This window comes from Sporosarcina sp. FSL K6-1522, from assembly GCF_038622445.1.
Taxonomy (GTDB): domain Bacteria; phylum Bacillota; class Bacilli; order Bacillales_A; family Planococcaceae; genus Sporosarcina.
Genome location: NZ_CP152019.1, coordinates 1,881,426 through 1,900,926, shown reverse-complemented (window position 1 = coordinate 1,900,926; position 19,501 = coordinate 1,881,426). Strand labels below are relative to the sequence as shown.

At 39.5% G+C, this 19,501-nt stretch carries 17 protein-coding genes; 2 read left to right on the top strand and 15 right to left on the bottom strand.

Annotation, left to right across the window (positions count from 1 at the left end):
• Nucleotides 1-10: 10 nt before the first annotated feature.
• The 9 genes from MKY34_RS09295 to MKY34_RS09255 form a co-directional block, all read right to left on the bottom strand.
• Complete coding sequence (locus MKY34_RS09295; protein WP_342514882.1) at nt 11-1,495, bottom strand: sugar ABC transporter ATP-binding protein; 1,485 nt, start codon at nt 1,493-1,495, stop codon at nt 11-13.
• Nucleotides 1,496-1,584: 89 nt separating this feature from the next.
• On the bottom strand, nt 1,585-2,394 hold the full coding sequence (locus MKY34_RS09290; protein WP_342514881.1) for a sugar phosphate isomerase/epimerase family protein: 810 nt from the start codon (nt 2,392-2,394) through the stop codon (nt 1,585-1,587).
• Between the two features lie 44 nt (nt 2,395-2,438).
• A complete protein-coding gene (locus MKY34_RS09285) occupies nt 2,439-3,464 on the bottom strand; it encodes a Gfo/Idh/MocA family oxidoreductase (RefSeq protein ID WP_342514880.1) in 1,026 nt (341 codons plus the stop codon).
• A gap of 182 nt (nt 3,465-3,646) precedes the next feature.
• Nucleotides 3,647-4,570, bottom strand: coding sequence for a myo-inosose-2 dehydratase (gene iolE, locus MKY34_RS09280; protein WP_342514879.1), 924 nt, complete (start codon nt 4,568-4,570; stop codon nt 3,647-3,649).
• A gap of 37 nt (nt 4,571-4,607) precedes the next feature.
• Nucleotides 4,608-5,414 (bottom strand): 5-deoxy-glucuronate isomerase, encoded by an 807-nt coding sequence (gene iolB, locus MKY34_RS09275; RefSeq protein ID WP_342514878.1) that lies wholly within the window; start codon nt 5,412-5,414, stop codon nt 4,608-4,610.
• Between the two features lie 21 nt (nt 5,415-5,435).
• A complete protein-coding gene (gene iolD / locus MKY34_RS09270; RefSeq protein ID WP_342514877.1) occupies nt 5,436-7,355 on the bottom strand; it encodes a 3D-(3,5/4)-trihydroxycyclohexane-1,2-dione acylhydrolase (decyclizing) in 1,920 nt (639 codons plus the stop codon).
• A gap of 26 nt (nt 7,356-7,381) precedes the next feature.
• Nucleotides 7,382-8,383, bottom strand: coding sequence for an inositol 2-dehydrogenase (gene iolG / locus MKY34_RS09265; RefSeq protein WP_342514876.1), 1,002 nt, complete (start codon nt 8,381-8,383; stop codon nt 7,382-7,384).
• A 124-nt stretch (nt 8,384-8,507) separates the two neighbouring features.
• Complete coding sequence (locus MKY34_RS09260; protein WP_342514875.1) at nt 8,508-9,713, bottom strand: 6-phosphofructokinase; 1,206 nt, start codon at nt 9,711-9,713, stop codon at nt 8,508-8,510.
• A 188-nt stretch (nt 9,714-9,901) separates the two neighbouring features.
• Nucleotides 9,902-10,906 (bottom strand): LacI family DNA-binding transcriptional regulator, encoded by a 1,005-nt coding sequence (locus MKY34_RS09255; RefSeq protein ID WP_342514874.1) that lies wholly within the window; start codon nt 10,904-10,906, stop codon nt 9,902-9,904.
• Between the two features lie 253 nt (nt 10,907-11,159).
• Between MKY34_RS09255 and MKY34_RS09250 the strand changes: the two genes are divergently transcribed.
• Entirely contained in the window at nt 11,160-11,510 is a 351-nt protein-coding gene (locus tag MKY34_RS09250; RefSeq protein WP_342514873.1) for an S-layer homology domain-containing protein, read from the top strand.
• A gap of 77 nt (nt 11,511-11,587) precedes the next feature.
• Here the strand turns inward: MKY34_RS09250 and MKY34_RS09245 are convergent, their stop codons facing one another.
• The 6 genes from MKY34_RS09245 to MKY34_RS09220 form a co-directional block, all read right to left on the bottom strand.
• Nucleotides 11,588-13,591, bottom strand: a complete 2,004-nt coding sequence (locus MKY34_RS09245; RefSeq protein WP_342514872.1) for a methyl-accepting chemotaxis protein — start codon at nt 13,589-13,591, stop codon at nt 11,588-11,590.
• A 119-nt stretch (nt 13,592-13,710) separates the two neighbouring features.
• On the bottom strand, nt 13,711-13,932 hold the full coding sequence (locus MKY34_RS09240) for a hypothetical protein (protein ID WP_342514871.1): 222 nt from the start codon (nt 13,930-13,932) through the stop codon (nt 13,711-13,713).
• Between the two features lie 524 nt (nt 13,933-14,456).
• Nucleotides 14,457-14,846, bottom strand: coding sequence for a hypothetical protein (locus tag MKY34_RS09235; RefSeq protein WP_342514870.1), 390 nt, complete (start codon nt 14,844-14,846; stop codon nt 14,457-14,459).
• Nucleotides 14,847-14,875: 29 nt separating this feature from the next.
• Nucleotides 14,876-16,624, bottom strand: a complete 1,749-nt coding sequence (locus MKY34_RS09230; RefSeq protein WP_342514869.1) for a T7SS effector LXG polymorphic toxin — start codon at nt 16,622-16,624, stop codon at nt 14,876-14,878.
• A gap of 343 nt (nt 16,625-16,967) precedes the next feature.
• Nucleotides 16,968-17,552 carry a histidine phosphatase family protein gene (locus MKY34_RS09225; protein ID WP_342514868.1) on the bottom strand — a complete coding sequence of 195 codons (585 nt, stop codon included), beginning with the start codon at nt 17,550-17,552 and terminating at the stop codon, nt 16,968-16,970.
• Between the two features lie 51 nt (nt 17,553-17,603).
• On the bottom strand, nt 17,604-18,386 hold the full coding sequence (locus MKY34_RS09220; RefSeq protein WP_342514867.1) for an alpha/beta hydrolase: 783 nt from the start codon (nt 18,384-18,386) through the stop codon (nt 17,604-17,606).
• Nucleotides 18,387-18,815: 429 nt separating this feature from the next.
• On the opposite strand from MKY34_RS09220, the gene MKY34_RS09215 reads away from it, so the two are divergent.
• Nucleotides 18,816-19,328, top strand: a complete 513-nt coding sequence (locus MKY34_RS09215) for a gamma carbonic anhydrase family protein (protein WP_342514866.1) — start codon at nt 18,816-18,818, stop codon at nt 19,326-19,328.
• The last annotated feature ends 173 nt before the right edge of the window (nt 19,329-19,501 follow it).

The window sequence follows — 19,501 nt, the reverse complement described above, 5'->3', positions numbered from 1 at the left end:
CCACAAATAATCATCCTCCCGTTGCAGCTTTCATAATTTTTTCCTGATCTGCTTCATCGCGCATTAAGTCACCCGTGATTGCACCTTCATGCATAACTAATATCCTGTCGGAAATACCTAAAATTTCAGGTAATTCCGACGAGATGATAATGACACAAACACCCGACTCTACTAACTTATTAATTAGGTTATATACCTCGACTTTTGCACCTACATCAATTCCCCTTGTCGGTTCATCAAAAATGAATACTTTCGCTTCAGTAAATAACCACTTCGCTATAACGACTTTTTGCTGATTACCACCGCTTAAGTTTCGTGCGAGCAAATGGATATTATTTGGTCTAATTTTTAATTCCTGTACATAGTTGTCTGCAACCTTTTGTTGAGCATTCGTGCTAATTAAACCTTTATTTTTAACACGGTTCAATTTAGCAATTGTTTTATTGAAAATAAGCGATTGATCTAAAAATAATCCTTCTTCTTTTCTATCTTCAGTAATAAACGCAATCCCTGCATCAATCGCATCTTTGGGATGACGAATATTTGTCTTTTCACCGAATATATACGTATTTCCAGAGAACTTTGGATCAGCACCAAATATCGCTCTAACCACCTCGGTTCGTCCTGCACCTACAAGACCAGAAATACCTAAAATTTCTCCCTGGTATGCGGTAAAGTTAATAGGTTCTGATTCAGGCGTAAGTTTCAAGTTTTCCACTTTCAATCCTTCGTTCCCTTTTTCAAATTTTACTTTAGGAAACTTGTTATCTAACGATCTTCCAACCATTAATGTAATCATTTGATCAATAGAAGTTGTTTCAACTGGTACTGTTTGTACATTTGCACCATCTCGTAACACCGTAATTCGATTACCAATCCGTTTTATTTCTTCCAGACGATGTGAGATGTAGATAAACGTGATTCCTTCTTTTTGAAGTCTTTCAATTGTCAATAATAATTCCTCTGCTTCCCTTGCACTAAGACTAGAAGTTGGCTCATCCATAATAATTAATCTAGCATTAAGGGAAAGCGCTTTCGCTATTTCGACTAATTGTTGTTGTCCAACACCTAAACTCCCAATTAGTTCATCGGGATCAACTTTTTGACCGAGCCTTTCCATTAATACCATTGAATCTTTTCTCATTTGTCTACGATCCAAAAGGGAATACTTATTCCCTTTTTTCTTTTCATGTCCTAAAAAGATGTTTTCCATCACCGATAATTCTGGAATGAGGTTTAACTCTTGGTAAATCGTTGCTATTCCTGCATCAATCGCATCTTTGGGTTTAGTTACATTCAAAACTTTTCCATCCCACCAAACTTCGCCTGTATCTTTTGTGTAGGCACCGGTCAAGATTTTAATAATCGTTGATTTACCTGCACCGTTTTCTCCCAATAAAACATGTACTTCACCTTCTTCAACGTCTAAATTAATATTATGTAAAACTTGAACGCCTGAGAAAGACTTACTGACATCCTTTACTTGTAAAAGCAAAATTCATCCCTCCTCATTCTAAAGTATTCTATTTCCTTTAACTTTTTGCTTATTCAGCTGGGCTATTTCCTCTGCGTTAAAAGATCAAGTTAAGAAACTGTATTTTCCAAAGTTAAAATATCCTTTTTCAAAAGCTCCATTGGATCTTCTCCCTGTAAAGATAATGGCTGCTGATCATAGTAATTTTCCAAATGAATCCAACCATCAAATTTCTTCTCTTTTAAGACCTTCATAGTCTCAAAAAATCCAGAGTCTCCTTCTCCGAGTAAAGCCCCACTTAAATAACCATTGGCTCCATCTTTAACATGAACTTCACAGATATATGGGAAAAGTTCTCGCACCATATTAGCAGTATTATAATTTTTTCTTAAATAATAATTTTGAGTATCAAAGTAAAGTTTAAGATTAGGTTTATTTACTAACTTGAAAAGCCTTTTGTTTTCTTCAATAGACAATAGGTTTTCGGTTGCAATAATAAGATTATATTGCTCAGCTTCTTCACAAGCTTTTTTAAGACAATCAACGACTGTATTAAAGTCCTGCTCAGTTTTTATTTCCCCATCCTCAAAACTAGCTAACATAACTATTGGGATTCTCATGGCATTTGCAATCTCAATAGACTTTGATATTGCCTTTAATACAATCTCTTTCTCAGGCGTTCCATCCTTTCTCGTCATTCCATAATTATCTAGTTCTCTGACTGCCAAAGAAGATATTGTAATACCATATTTTTCTGCATATTCTAAATAGGCTTCTTGCACAACCTGCAAAGATAATGGAAAACCTCGATTGTAACTGCCGATATCTAATTGAATCCCCTTCAAACCTACATCCGCGGTCATTCGTATCGCATACGGTCCATCGATTGGAAGAGACCATTGGCAAACACCAAACTTCATTATTTTCCCACCTCTATTGATTAGTTTTTAAAAGCTACAATCCTTCACTTTACTTTTTGAAGCCCTAGATGAACCGTTTCCCCAGTATTAAAAGATTTAGTCGCAGCAGCAGCTATTTCCAAAGCCGCTTTTCCATCTATCTCAGTACATGCTGGTTTTTCACCCTTTTGTAGACTTTCAATAAAATGAATCATTTCTAATAAATAGGCATTTTGAAATCGCGTAGGAAAATCCTGAATCAAATCATTATAACTCCCTTTATTCGTGAGTATTTTAACGTCATTATTTCTCATAGAACCAATCTGAATAGCACCCTCTGTTCCAATAACTTCTCCTCGAATATCGTATGCATATGGAGCAATCCTCATCGTTTCGATATCTCCTGAAGCGCCTGATGTAAAGTTTATATATGATAGTCCCTGATCTACATCATTATATTTTTTCATAAAATTATTTGATTCCAGTAGAACATTCCCAGTCGTTGTAATCGAAGTTACTTCTTGATTCATTAGAAAACGGGCAATATCATAATCATGAATTGCAACGTCAAGAAAAATTCCGCCACTATGTTTAATAAACTCTTCATGTGGTACATTTCCATCTCTACTTACACCTTTAAAGTACAGTGGTTGTCCAATATCTCCAGCTTCGATTCTCTTTTTTGCTTCAGCATATGCTGGGTCGAATCTTCTCATAAACCCTACTTGACACGTTATTTTATGTTCTTGAATAACTTTGATTGCCTCGTCAGCCTCTACCAGTTCTTGAGTAAGTGGTTTTTCAATAAAGATTTGTTTTCCATTTTTCGCAGCGCGTTTGATCATATCAGCATGCGTACTTGTAGGGGTTACAATAATAACTGCATCAATATTATCGTCTTCAAATGCATCATCTGGATTCCTTGACCATTTTTCTACCCCTAATTCTCTAGCAACTTGCTCCGCCCTTCCTTCAAGTGGGTCAATAACACTAATCAACTTGGCACCTTTCACTTTAGAAGCAAGGTTTTCAGCATGCCAATAGCCCAGTCTTCCCAATCCTAATACAGCACAGCGAATAACTTCTTTCATTTACTTACATCTCCTTTAAAATAAGTTAGTAAAAATTTATTGTCTTTTAAAAATCGTCTACAATAACCCTATATATGAAAGCGCTTACCTCATGATAGGTAATCCGGTCTAAAATTTGATTTTATTTGCATAAAGAAAGCTTATTTACTTTCTTTATGCAAATTCACGATTTAAATTATCTCTTATTTAACATTAGAAAATTCCCCTACAATATTTTCGATAAAGGCCTTTGATTTTTTAGCGTACTCATATGGATTACACTTTAAAGGATCTTGTTCTCCTTCAATCAATGCCCAGTCTGAATATCCTTTTTCAACGAGCTTATTAAAAATCGCCGTGAAATCTAGACACCCATCGCCTGGCACTGTAAAGAGACCATTACTAATGCATTGTCGAATACTGTACGCATCTGTTCTCGCCTTATCTAATACTTCCTGTCTAATGTCTTTTAAATGGACATATTTAATTCGGTCATGATATTTCTCTAATAATTGAACAGGATCATTCCCGCCGTAGTAACCATGCCCTGTATCATATAACAGGGAGACAGAGCTAGGGTCGCTCATTTCCATTAAGCGGTCAATTTCTTCTGGTTGTTCCACAACTGTTCCAGCATGGTGATGATATACAAGATGCATACCATTTTCCCGGCAAATTTCTCCGGCCTTGTTCAGCCCTTCCACCATGTATTCCCAACCATCATTATCCAGTCGTTGGACATATGTTTCATCTTGCCCGCGTCGCGGATCTTGATTAAGCATTGATCCGCCTATTTCAGCTGTACTGACAACTTTACAACCAAAGTTCTTTAAAAATTCCACATGCTTACGATAGGCTTCCAGTTCACTATCATGCCGTTTAGGATCCGAAAAAAAGACGGATTTCCACTGGGTTGTTAGTTGTAAGCTATATCGATCCAGTGCTTTTTTTAATTCCACTGGATCTTTAGGGAACTTTCGACTAATCTCCGTCCCCACAAATCCAAGTGATGATATTTCCTCCATTACTTGTTCATATGTGTAGAAGTCTCCATGTTCTAGCACATCTTCTCCAACCCAGTTAATAGGGTGAATTCCCAAATTAAAAGGAAGATTGACTGATGACATCTTTATCCCTCCGGCAGGCGTTTTATTATAAAGAGTTTTACTTCATTAACCACTCATGATCTTGATCGTTCGTGAATTTCCAAGTTCTAATTGGACCAGCCATGACATTCAAATAATATAAATCATAACCAGGAGGCGCTGAGACAGGGTGATACCCTTCTGGCACAATTACAACCTCCCCGTCCCTTACAACAATCGTTTCATCCAAGGATTTATCGTCTGTATAGACTCGTTGAACTGCAAATCCTCTATCAGCCGGGTTTACTCTATGATAGTAGGTCTCTTCCAAATAAACTTCCTGCGGATAATTATCTTCATCATGCTTATGTGGCGGGTAACTTGACCAGTTTCCTCCTGGTGTGAACACTTCAATGACAAATAAGCTATCGGCCGGCTTATCTTCTGGTAAAATCCCGTGAATTTCCCGTTGCATACTGCCTGATCCACGTTTTGCAACATCGACATCTTCCGGCCCGATAAGTCTGGCCTCATACGTACCTTTACCTGGTGCTTTACAAACAGCAATTTCTACTTCAGTTAATGCTTCTATTTTAATTTGGTCTTCATTTGGAATATATACTGTATAAGCAGGGATCTTTTCAAAAATATTCATTCTCTTCCCGATATTTTGCCATGATTGCGATTTCGTAGCAGCATTGGCGCGACCCGAAAGAATAACGACAGCCACTTCTTTATCCTCCGTTTCTTGTTCAAAGATTTGCCCTTCTGTTAGTTTGTATACCTCAAATCCGATATACTCCCAGTTAGCAGATTCCGGCGTAATTGTAATCAGATTACCGTCTTGGTTTGAGTTTTTTGTTGACTTTACTAATAATTTAGACATGTTCTTTCCCCCTGTTTTTTATTAATATTGTCTAGCTTGTTTCACTTTTTCTTCCATCGTTTCATGTGCTTTTTGCACTTTTTCATCGGTAGATACTTCAGCTACCCCTAAGCGCCACCATGATTCGTAACCTGTTGTACATGTTCCTGATAGGACTTTGATATCAATCAATGTAGATACCGTTTCTTTTTTTGCATTCTCTAATGCAGCTTGTAACTCGTCAAGTGTACGAACCGTATATCCATTTGCCCCCATACTTCTAGCATTCGCTGCAAAGTCGATTGGCATATACGCTCCTGACAAACGATTATCTTCTTCAGAACGATAACGGAATTCATTACCAAAACCATCGCTACCTTGTCCAACTTGCAAGTTATGGATACATTGATAGCCGTTATTATCCAGCAGTAAAACAGTGATCTTTTTATTTTCCTGCAAGCTTGTCACAAGTTCAGAGTGCATCATTAAGTAACTGCCATCACCAACAAGCGCATATACTTCTTGATCAGGTTCCGCGAGTTTAATGCCCAGTGCACCTGCAACTTCATATCCCATGCATGAGAAGCCATATTCCATATGATACGTTTTAGGGTTTGTACTTCTCCATAAACGGTGCAAGTCACCAGGCATACTCCCCGCAGCTGCAACGATAATATCCTTGTCTTCAATGAATTGATTAATTTCCCCGAGAACTCGCGTTTGTGATAATCCATCTTTTCGCTCATCTGCGTAATATTTATCTACTTCTTGATCCCACTTTATTTTCAGCCCTTGCAGTCTTTCCGCTTGATGTGTATTTTGATAATTGTTAGCCTTCAATGCCTTCGTAAGCAGTTCAAGTGCTATTTTGGCATCTGCCACTAACGCTTGTGAATCCATTTTCAATGCATCGAAAACGCTTACATTGATAGTTAAAAATTCGACTTCTGGATTTTCAAAAGCAGTTTTGGAGGATGTAGAGAAATCTGACAACCTTGTACCAACTGCAATAACAAGGTCAGCTTCTTTCGCCAAAATATTAGATGCGAGCGAGCCCGTAGCACCAATACTCCCCATATTCATGCTATGTTTCCAAGGCAATGCACTTTTTCCTGCTTGCGTTTCACCAACTGGAATCATAAACGTTTCCGCGAAAGCGGCTAGTTCATCCGTCGCCAAGGAATAATGAACACCACCACCAGCAATAATAACTGGATTTTTCTTTTGAGCAATTAGCTCAACAGCTCGTTGAATTGCTTGCTCAGAAGGTGTTCTTCGTTCAATATAATGGACTCTTTTCTTAAAGAATTCTTCTGGATAATCATAAGCTTCAGCTTGAACGTCCTGTGGTAGAGATAATGTAACAGCCCCTGTGTCAACCGGATCCGTTAGCACACGCATCGCATTTAATGCTGCTGTCATTAATTGTTCTGGTCTGGATATGCGATCCCAATATTTACTGACAGGCTTAAATGCGTCGCTTGCAGAGATTGTATAATCAGTCGGAACTTCGACTTGCTGAAGTACTGGATCCGGTTGGCGGCTAGCAAAAATATCACCTGGTAATAGTAAGACAGGTACACGATTGACCGTTGCCGTTGCTGCCGCCGTTACCATATTGAGAGCACCCGGACCGACAGATGATGTACAAGCATAAATTTCCAACCTATTTTTTTGCTTTGCGTAAGCTGCTGCTGTATGCACCATTCCTTGCTCATTTTTCCCTTGTAAATAGGTGAGTTTACCTGTATGTCTTTCAAGTGCCTCTCCCATTCCTGTAACATTTCCGTGACCAAAAATCCCGAATACACCTTTCACAAACTTATTTTCTTTTCCCTCAAAATCAATATACTGATTGTCCAAAAACTTTAAAAGTGCCTGTGCCATTGTTAAACGAATTGTTTTTGGTTTCGTTGCTGTTGCCTCTTTTGTTGCTGTTTTCGCTTCTGTTAGTGTGTTCATTCTCCATTCTCCTTCGTAGAGATTTTTTATAAATAAACCAATTCTCTCTTCTTAACTGATTCAGTTGCTGCTACTGCAATTTCCAAGGCTATTTTCCCATCGATTTCATCAACAAGTGGTTTTACATTTCTTCGAATGCAGTCGATAAAATGCTTCAATTCATTTAGAAAAGAATCCTGAAACCTAGTTGGGAAGTTCGGAATGTTATCATGATAGCTTTTATTTTTTGAGAATATAATATTATTATGATGTTGAAGAGAACCAATTTGGATGGCACCCTCCGAACCGACAACCTCTCCTCGAATATCGTAGCCAAATGTAGAATTTCTACTTCCTTCTACATCTCCCGAAGCACCATTTTTGAAATTCATAAAGGTCAATGCCTGATCAATATCATGATACTTTTTCATAAAAGGGTGAACGAGTACTTCACCGAAGGATTGAACTGATTTCACTTCGTCTCCCATTAAAAACCGTGCGATATCATACTCGTGAATACATAAATCAATAAAAATTCCACCGCTTGTCTTAATATAGTTTTCAGGCGGAGACCCAGGATCCCGACTTAGCCCTTTAAAATATAATGGTTCTCCGATATCGCCTTGAACAATTCTTCTCCTTGCTTCTGCATAAGAAGGATCAAAACGCCTCATAAATCCTACCTGACAAAAGACTTTATTTTCGTTAATTTCTTTGATAACCATATCGGCCTCTTCTATCGTTTCGGTTAGCGGCTTATCTACAAAGATATGTTTTTTACTTCTTGCTGCCCGAATGATTAATTCAGCATGGGTTTTTGTCGGACTCACAATAATAACGGCATCAATAGATGGATCATCGAATACTTCCTGTGGATCATTCGTCCAGTTTTGTACACCTAGTTCACAAGCTGCCCTCTCAGCACTTTCTTTTCTAGAGGCAACAATTGTGACGACTTCTGCTCCCGGGATACGAGTTGCAGCATTTTTCGCATGAACAAATCCCAATCTCCCTACACCAATTACGGCACAGCGAATTTTTTCTTTCAAGCCCCTCACCTACCTTGTTCAGTTCTCTAAAAACGACTACATAAGAATCTACAGCCTTATCACTAAATCTTAATAATGAAGGGATAAGGGTAAGCGCTTAACTTTTGATTTGAAAAGTATTTTTTTAAATCACTCTTTTATATATCGGCAATCCATTCTCCATTGGAACCAACATTTCACCTTGAATAATCGGACATACATACTGTTTAAACTTAATTGTCATTGTATTTTCTTTGTCGTTATACCATTCCTTGGGTACATAACGTTCCTGTCCTGCCATTTCTTTCAACGAAATCGTTTCATAGAGAATTTGATAATCATCCACACTCGTATCCCTTTTCATACCAATCATAACACCGGTATAACCGTCCATAGCATATCGCCAAGCTACTTTTCCAATTTGGTAAGCTTCCGTTAGATCCGTCTTGGATGCAAGAGTGATGCTGCTTCTTTGCCAAATACTTGAATCGATGGAACGCGTATCAATACCTGTCTGTGCTTCAACGATTTCCTTTAAGTAAGCAGCAACTCCACCTAATTTTGCTCTTCCTAAAACATCGTACTCTAGGTCATCATCGCAAACTAATTGGCCATTCCCTTGTCGTATTCCTTCCGCTACAACCAACACTGTATTTCTTTTTTCATGATAAGCTTTTACCACTTTACTCAAGCAATCTTGCAAGTCAAATGGTACTTCCGGGATATAAATGAGTACTTGACATTCATCATCAGCCATACCTTCCGCTAACGAACAAGCACCTGCAAGCCAACCTGTATGTCTGCCCATCGTTTCAATAATTGTCACTCGATTGTTTTCTGTATAGCTAGCCATGTCCATTTTAATGTCAAGCACCGAAGTCGCCAAAAATTTCGCTGCACTTCCATAACCGGGCGAATGATCTGTACCTAGCAAATCATTGTCAATCGATTTTGGAATTCCAATCACATATAATTCATAGCCAACAGCTTTTGCAAATACATCAATTTCTTTTGCTACATTCATCGAGCCGTTGCCACCAATGTAAAAAAGGTAACGTATATTTTTTTTTCGTAAATTTTTTATAATAGATTCAAAATCAGCGGATGTCAATTTGTAACGCCATGTCCCTAATGCGGCTCCTGGTGTCCAACGCAACCGAAATCTATCTTCAATAGATAGATGATTTAATGTAATGAATGATTCATTTAGTAATCCATGAATTCCACCTGTGGCGCCGTAAATGGTGCCCGTAAATGATGAATACAAAACTTCATCAATAATGCCGACCATTGAATTATTAATAGCAGCTGTTGGGCCACCTGATTGAACAATCAAACAATTACCTTTCATCTTCTAGCACCCTCTCTTTACTTCAAACGGGTCAACTAATCTTTAAACACCACCCTTTGGTTAAGCGCTTCATCTAAATGCTAAAAATAATGCTCTATTTATAATGAGAGCGATTAAAAATCTAATAATTCCTACTTTAACACCTGTTTTCTAAAGAGTCAACCTAATTTAACTTATCAGAAAAGCAATTATTTAGCTTTTAATCTAGCAGTAGATTCTCGCTCTACAATGGATGGAAGCATCGTAATACGAATTTTTTCGTTCTCTTCACCTTGAATCATCGAAACCATTAAGTCCATTACTTTTTCCCCCATACTTTGAATCGGTTGTGCAATGGTCGTTAAAGGTGGTTCTACAATCCTTGCAATATGGGTATTATCAAAACCGACAACAGAAAGCTGTTCTGGCACATTTAATCTATTATCTTTTGCGGCCTGGAGTGCGCCTGCTGCTAATAAATCATTACATGCAAAAATAGCAGTCGGTACATTACTCGCATTTAAATATTTATGTGCAATCGATTTCCCTGCTTCCGCGGTACTTTCGAAAATATACTCAAAGTTACTCGGAAACTCCAAATGATTTTCTTCTAATGCTTGTTTGAAACCACGGATTCGTTCCCTATTACTCCAAACATCCCGTGCAATGATTCCGATATTTTTATGCCCCAATCCAATCAAATAAGATGCTGCTTGATACCCCCCCATGAAGTCGTCAAGTGCCACCGCATTAACGGTAAACATCGGAAAATCACGAGCTACAATGGCCACGGGTATATCCTCTTTCATTAGCTGTTCTACCTTATCTAACCTTTCAAATCCTGATGCCAAAATAAACCCATCTACACTTTTTTGTTTTAAAAGAGCTAGGTATTGATCCTCTTTTTCTATCTGATAGTCTGTATTACACATGACAAGATTGTAGCCAAGTTCCTGTCCGCGGACTTCAATACTCCTTGCTAATTCCGAGAAAAATGGATTGGCCAAATCAGGAATCAGTAGCCCAATTGTTTTTGTTTGCTTCCCCATCAGCGCCGACGCCATCATATTCGGCTGATAATTCAATTCCTCTATAACTGCACGGACTTTCCTTTTTGTTTTTTCACCAATGCGTCCAGTTTTATTGATTACCTTCGAAACAGTAGCAATTGAGACCCCCGCTTCTTTCGCCACATCATATATTGTCACTTTCATTATCATTTCTCCCTATCTGTTGATTAGTTATTAGAAAAATTCGATTTTCTACATAACCATTGTAGCCTATATACATACTTTACGGCTAGAGTAAGCGCTTTTCCAAATTTTATCTTACACTCATTTTCCATCTTTTTAATTGTTTATTTGAGTGACACTTACAATTTTAATACAACGCATACCGCAGCGAAAGCCTATTTTCAAGAAAAATAAATACGTGATGGTGTTAAAATCAACTTAGATAAAGGCAACAATGTTTTTAGAATTCGTCGTCGCGGCCGAAATTGCGGCGGCTTATCATTTAGGTATCGTTAAAGGATATCCCAATAGAAACTTCAAACCGGATGGCAAAGTAACACGCGCACAGATTGCCTTAATGCTACACCGTGCATGTAGACAAAAAAACGGTATGAACTATATTGAAATGCAACAAGCACCGTCTCCAAACTTCGGAAGCTACGACGAAGAAACAATAAATGCTATTTCCATGCTTCACGAACTTGGCATTGCAACTGGTTCGGATCTCAAGTATATGCCAAATAATCCAACATCGCGTGCTCAGGCAGCGAAAATGCTCGTCAACTTTTTCAATGAATTGAAATGATGAAATAAAACATGTACAAATAAAATAGGGCTGACCAGAAAATCAGTAAAACTGACTTCTGGAACAGCTCCTTTTTATCACATCTTAAAATGATTAATCGCAGTATGCAGTTCATCACTCAATCCAGACAATGTATCCGCCGCTTGTGCGACTTCACGAATTGCGCGAAGTTGTTCGTCTGTTGATGCACTGATTTCTTCGCTCGCTGCTGCGGTTTCTTGAGCCGTTGCTGCCATCGTTTCAATCGTTTGCATAACCGTTTCTTTATGTGCCACTACCCGGTTCACTTCGTCGTATACACTGCCAATCGATTGTTCAAGTTTGTTCATCAGCTCAGCTATGTTGCTGAACGTTTGTTGCGTTCCTTCTACCACTTTTTCCTGTTCAATAAACGTTTCACCTGTTTCTCGCATTTGAATCGCCACTTGCTGTGAGCCTGTTTGTAGCTCTTGGACCGTCACTTTTACTTCTTCCGTCGCCCGCGCTGATTGCTCCGCAAGTTTCCGTACTTCATCTGCCACGACCGCAAAGCCTTTACCATGTTCACCTGCACGCGCTGCTTCAATGCTAGCATTCAGTGCTAACAAATTCGTCTGCGCGGAAATTTCGGTAATCGTCTCCATCACAACACCAATTGCACCGACTTTCGACTCTAGTTCACCGACAACATCTTCCATCGAGCGCAATGTCGTTTGGGAACCTACGAAAGAAGATTGTAACTGCTGGATTTGATCTCGCCCTTCTTTATTGACCTGCTCGGCTTCTGTCGCAATTTCAGTCATCACACCCGCTTTTTCATGAATACCCATAATTTGAGAACCTAACAAATCAACTGTCGTCGTCACGTCTTCTGTATCATGCGCAGATTTTGAAGCGCCTGATGCGATATCATCGATTGCCCCTGCCATTTGCTCACTAACTGCATTCGTCTCTTCTGCGGATGCACTCAGCCCTTCCGCAGCCATACGTACTTCATCGACAGAGCGATTGACAACCGTAATGACATCATGCACCTTCTTAGTCATGTCATTAAAATTTTCAGCTAGTCGACCAAATTCATCTTGCGACTGTACGTCCGCCTGAACACTCAAATCGCCATCCGCAATTTGATCCATCGCTGTTTGCAACGAATAGAGCGGTTTAATCAGTCGGGTAATCAACACCCATAAGATGAGGGACACTACGACTAACGTAGCAATTCCAATAAGTAACAGCAGTCTCTTCGCTTCATCGGCTGTTGCTTTGATAGCGTTTTCATCATAGACGACACCAATTTTCCAATCGAAGCCTTCTAACGTCGTATAGGCACCGACTTTCTTTTTCCCATTTTCATCAAAATTCATATGCCCTACCGATTTTCCTTCGTCATACATCGCTGCAATATATGCATTTTCCATACCACTTTCACTTTGGAGTGTTGGATGCACAAGCGCAACACCCTCAGGATCAAAAATAAATGGATAGCCTTCAAATTTCATATTCGATTCAGCAAGTCGATTGGCAATGGATGTCAGCAAAATATCAATATTAACAGCACCTTCCATTTTGCCATTTACCATAATCGCTTTCGCGACCGTAATCACATATTCACCCGTGAAAGCGTCTACATAAGGATTTGTCCACAACACTTGCCCCGGATTTTCGGCTAACTCCTGATACCATGGTCGCTTCGTTACATCATAATCCTCAGGCAATTCCACATCTGCCACAAGCTTCGAATATTTATTGTTATAATGAATGGCAACTGCACTCGTTTCCGTCAACTTTTCTCGGTATAGATTAAAAGCTTTATCCACACCAGCTTCCAGCGCTTGCACATCCACATCAGGTGTTCCATCTTGCGTTTTCCTAAAATCGATAATAGCAGGATTTTCAATTAGCAAATCCAAGCCATACTCATACTGCAACAAAAAATTTCGGATTCCGATACTCATTTCATCGACAGTGACTTCGCTGTTTTCAATGATATTTGTAGATGCACTTTTCTCCATCTGCATGCTCGTCACGACATAAATAAATGCTAATGATAGTAAAATTACGAGCAATGCCCCTGCCACAATCTTCGTTCTAACTGACCTCAATTTACCCAACTCCTTTTATTTCAATCAGCCCTATCACCTCAAACACACGATAAGCCAACGTCCCTATTATAGTCTATAAGACTATAGGAAGAAAGAATATTTTAAATCGGGTAAATCATTCAATTGTACCTAATTCCCCAAAATATATCCAAATTAAATAAACACATCATTAAGTTCTTTACGCCAGTGAATGCCGCGGCTTCTAATCGTTCGATTGCTGTCACATCAGCGTTAACCATCATACCGATATCTTCCGGAAAGAAGTTCAGTGCCCCGAGCATCGCATAAGGCGTGAGACCATCTGGAATTCCTGGTCCATTTCCACCTACAACTTTCCGCATGCCCTCAAATGTGAACGCATAATCGCCCGTAGTTGAATCAATCAGATAGTCGTTGTGAGTGTACTAAATCCGCCTTGAGAATATTTTGGCGTGATTGACTATTATATAAGCTCAAAAAGGTAAAAGACCTTGAAAGGCATCTAGCCAACCAAGGTCTTACAAACAATGTCACTATTTGAAGTCTAATTAAATGAGTGACAGGCACCACATTTTCAACACTAAAAAAATACATTATTCCTACTCAAAATCTTCATATATTCTTAGCTTTTACTAAATCCTTTTTAAAGTCACAACTAATATCATCCTTGGTAGTAGACCTTGTATGAACATGATGACTTCCAACATCTCTATATTCACCAGTATCCTCATTCAATATAGGAATTATCTCTTAGTTGCATGAACTCTTTTTTTAATATCCTTGACATCGGTAGCAGTTTATACGATATAGCTAGCTCTTTGTTTACTATTGAAAACTTGATTACCAGTCAAATGATGGAGGGTATTTTTTATTTAATTATAAAAAATTATATATATAAACTACGTTTCACTTCCTCCAATAAATCTGTTAGCTCAGTATTCTCTGGATTTTTTTTCGTTTCTTTTTTTACATTTTCGTCCAAATAATCATAAAATGTTTTAAAATCCAAATAAGCTATTTGTTCAATTTCAACTGCTGGGTAACCTAGTTCTATCAAAACATGTTTTTCATCTAAAGGTCTAGGTAATTGTGCCATATCATATTCATCCAAATCAGACTGAAAAAAAACAAATACGATCTCTTGTCCATAACCTTCTCTTTCGGCAAAGCTTTTCAATGCTTTTTCTATATATTTTCCATTTATAAAATTAAAATATGTTAGCATTAATTTATCAATATCTGCCTTACTTTCATTTACTTGATATTCTCCACTCATTTTCTCCCTCCAATCAAATCATATTTTAGTTAATCAATAATAGGGAAAAAGTTTGTTATTTCGCCAGCCTCATTCAGATAACCTCTATATTTTAAACCGTTTGAAGCAGTTCCTTCAACAAGTCTCCCATTTATTTTTCCGTTCTGCATTGCTTCCTGTCCCCATTGATAAATTTTGTCATCACTAATCTTAGATGGGTCATAAACTGTTTTAGGTTCCTTGATATTTTTATAGGATACTGGTTCGGCAATATTACCAGCCATATCTTTTCTAGGTATTTTATACTCTATTTCATAAATTCCTTCAATTGATGGATGCGGTTTTTTAGACACAATTAAATCATTTGGATTGAAACCTTGACTTTTCAATGCTTTATTAAATTCATCCATATTGTGACCACCAACAATACCTTTTTTAGTATTAACATTTTCAACATTTTTTAGATGTTTTTTTGCATTTTCAACAAAATTAAATTTATAAGCCCCGTTGGCTTTCTTACTATTAGTACCCGTACCCTTATCAGCAACCTTCCCGCCTTTTCCAGAGCTAATCACCCCTACAGCCGGAGATTCCTTCTTAAGGATAAAGTCAAGCTCATCGAGTTTTAATAACCTCCCAATAGGTATGATGGACGCTGCTGCTAACCCCTTTTCTGGAATTGAGGCATTCGAATCTTTGATGGTATTCAGGTCATTTAAAATAAAAAAGTTCGCTACCGCCAAGCCCGCTTTATCGATTAGGCTCAATTCCCTCGGACCATAATCCTTCGATACACGGACCACACCTTGATTCATCATGACGTAATCGCCTGTAACTGGATCAATCGGATTGGGATTTCCAGGTGCTGCGGAATTTGGTTGTTTGGCCAGTTCCTTAAAAAAGGCCTGTAATACAGCATCCTCAGCTCCATTCACCTTGGTGATTGGTTTCCCGTAAGTCGCCATACCTGGAAACGTTAAAATACCCAATTCATACAGCAAATTCGGTCCATCCACAAATCCGTAGCCAAACCGAATCGGATCTTGTCCTGCTAGCAGCGCACCAAGCTGCGTTGTCGGCTGACCGTTTATGCCCATCATGACGGGGAGACCTGCCATGGCGGCTGTTTGTTGCACTAAATCTGTCTTCAGTGTATTTTGGGCAGACAAGTTTGCCCATTGATCTGATGAGAAACGAATGTCCGTAACGCCATCCGTGAATAGCCTTTCAATATCGGCAATCCATGTGTCCATTGTCGCAAGATCTTGCTCAATGGGCGTTAATGCGATTGTCTGGGTTGCGTCGAATTCATGCAATTGTGTGACAGTCGTTTTCCTTTTGATTGTAGCATGGTGAACCCCCTCCTGCACTTCACTATCATCAAGATGTGGAAGGGCTACGATGTCGGCAACGCGATTCATAATGCTATTTGCTTCCTCCGTCAAACTGTCCGTCAGTTGTGCAATCAATTTCAGCCCCGGTTCAACTTCGTCTTTGAGAAAACCTTCGTGAATGAAACCCGCTGGATTTGATTCGAGTGTGTCAAGCGCCGCATCCATCTGTTTTAAGACATACACGAAGCGAATTTGAAACAGCTTGAAAAATTGCTGAAATGGCAAGTGACATTCTGCATAAAATGCACGAATCGCATTTCCCCCTTCACCTTTCAGCGAATCCTCCATCACAACTAACCCTTGAACTGTTTGCTGGATGGCATCCATTTCAGTGCCTAGACGGTCAAGCATCGCAATGTTTCGGTGGATTCCCTCCTTGAAGGAATGGATTTCAAGTACTTTCATATGTATCGCCTCTTTGTGCTAACATCCCTATTTCTTGTAGTCCCCCATAACCCTTTATTAATCATTATGGTCCCCCCCTCCTTTTAAATAATCAGAAAAGTAACAGTTCTACTTTATCATTTCATACGAGTATTTTAATGGGTAATTTCCCCATTCATGTAAAAATAAAACGAAAGCCACATCCTTTTTGGGTGATTTTATGACTAAAGTTATGAGAGAACAAGGCGAAGGACTCTGTTATTACTTGCCACTTTTCTTTCAATACATATACGTGACAAAATAAAGTGGCGTTGGTGTTTATGAATTTGGTATCTACTCGCTAGAAGTCCATATATATATCATTTTAATTCAACTGTCGCAAATGCTTCGTGCAATTAAGCAATGAACACCGGTTGCTTCCACCTGAAAGTTCGACCATCGTCAAGGAGGTGTTGGCAAGATCCCCCGCTATCTTCCCTTCCGGCAAAAGCCATTCTAGTAAATGCCCCAGGAACCCACCATGGCTAACAACCAACACACGTTTCTTCGGATACTTTTCTTTCAGTTCTTCCATAAATTCCATCCCGCGTGCCAGCATCGCCGCATGTGATTCACCGCCTAGTTGTAACTCCCGCCACGCTTCTCCCCACTTCGCAACACGCTCTGCTTCCGTAGTCCCTTCTATTTGCCCACTACTCGGTTCACGCAGACGTTGGTCAACAACAAACGCCATTCCCTGCTGTCTTTGTGCAATGATTTCCGCTGTTCTTCTCGCGCGAACGAGCGGACTTGTATAGATGATATCCCATTGCTCTGCCGCTAGTCTTTCAGCGACACGCTTAGCCATCCCAATGCCCTCTTCATCGAGCGGGATATCCAGACTCCCTTGTTCTCTTCCCTCTTTATTCCACGCCGTGATACCATGACGTACAAATCCGACTGTTGTCAACATAAACTCTCCTTTTATCCCAAAATAAAAACGCCATAGTTTGGCGTTTTTTTAAACTACATATCCAAGCGATCTCAACACATTGTTCATGAAGGATTGCGTATATAAGGACACTTCTTCACGTTCGGGCTCTTGGTAAACATCATGGTAAAGCCGATGCCATTCTTTATATTGGAATTCGGAGAGTCCTTGATTCATCAACCACTTCTTTGCATACGTAGGATCTGAAATCCGATCCTGCTCCCCACTATGAAGCAGGATTGGGACATTATGAATTTTACCTTCATAGACCGCTTTCATAAGTGTTTGCAGTTCCTTATACCATCCCGCCGTCACAATCGGATTATAAAGCTCATCTTGTTGCATTTCCTCGTACAACTCTTCGTTTCGAGTCAATAATTCTACACTAATCGCATGATTGAGTTGCATCGAAGAGGATAGTTTGGTCAACATCGCTGAAAACTTAGGTGGCAAATGTGTTAGCGCTAGCCACGGTGAACTCAAAATCATACCTGCACATTCCATTTTTTTGATTTGCAGGAGATGCATCGCCAATGTTGCACCGAGCCCATGCCCTATGATAAACAATGGTAAATTATCATGAATACCGACCTCAAATAGTTTCTCCACATAAGTCACATAGTCATCAAATGCTTCATTATGTATTTGTCCGGCCGCTCTCGCTCCGTGTCCAGGTAAATCTCCCGCGACGACGTGAAACCCGCTACTCCGGAGTTCCTGTATCAGCCATGCATATCGACTATGATGTTCGTACGCACCATGAACGATGACCACAACAGCTTTCGGCTGCCCTTCCGCTTCCCATTTCCACATGGACATCCTCCCCCTTATCAATTACACCTCGGCGTAATTTCGTCCAGATTTTGCATCGAGCAGGCTCGATTAACTCCTTTCAAAATCCGTGACATCTGCCGGAGGCTTGGGCCTGCACGACGCAGGTCATGCAGGCGTTGCCAATCGAACTACGAAGGGTTCGTTTGGCCGTATTTCTACGCTTTTTTTGCAGAAATTAAGGCACCGTTCTTTGGATGTGACGACCTTAGCTTGCGTACCTCTATTGTTCAGCGGGCATCCTGACACCCATTGAATGGGAAAATAAAATCGCATTCATCTAAACCTGTAGGGGGCGGGACTTCTGCTAAATAAAGATAATGCTTTTCTATATTTCCCTTTTCGGCTACACGAAAAACCTAATCTTTGATACGATAATTATACATGATAAAGAGAAAAGAGGAGAGCTTGATGATTTATCCATATAAAGACAAAACACCGATTATCGATCCATCTGTATTTATCGCAGACTATACAACGATTACCGGAGACGTAACAATCGGTCCCGAATCATCCATTTGGTTCAACACGGTCATTCGTGGGGATGTGTCACCTACCATTATCGGCGCAAGAGTTAATATCCAAGACTTCTGCTGCCTACATCAAAGCCCAAAGTTCCCGCTCATTTTAGAAGATGAAGCATCGATTGGCCATAATGTCACCTTGCATAGTTGTACCATAAAAAAAAGTGCCCTCATTGGCATGGGATCCACTATTCTAGATGGCGCTGAAATTGGTGAAGGTGCCTTCATAGGAGCAGGCAGTCTCGTTCCTCCAGGGAAAATAATCCCGCCGAACGTACTTGCCCTCGGCTCACCCGCAAAAGTCGTTCGCGAACTCAATGATGCAGATCGTGCTGATATGCGCCGCATCATTAACAGCTACGTAGAAAAAGGACAGTATTATAAAAGCTTGCAAAAATGATAACAGCGCCATCCAACATCCGTTGGGCGGCGCTTATTTTTTGACAAATAGGTAGATAACTAATCCAATCAAAACGAAAAAACCAACGACTCCAATGAGTAATAACATACCTATAAGACCAATACTCGCCATGCTGTTCCCTCCAGTAAAATATGCATTTCATTTATTTTACC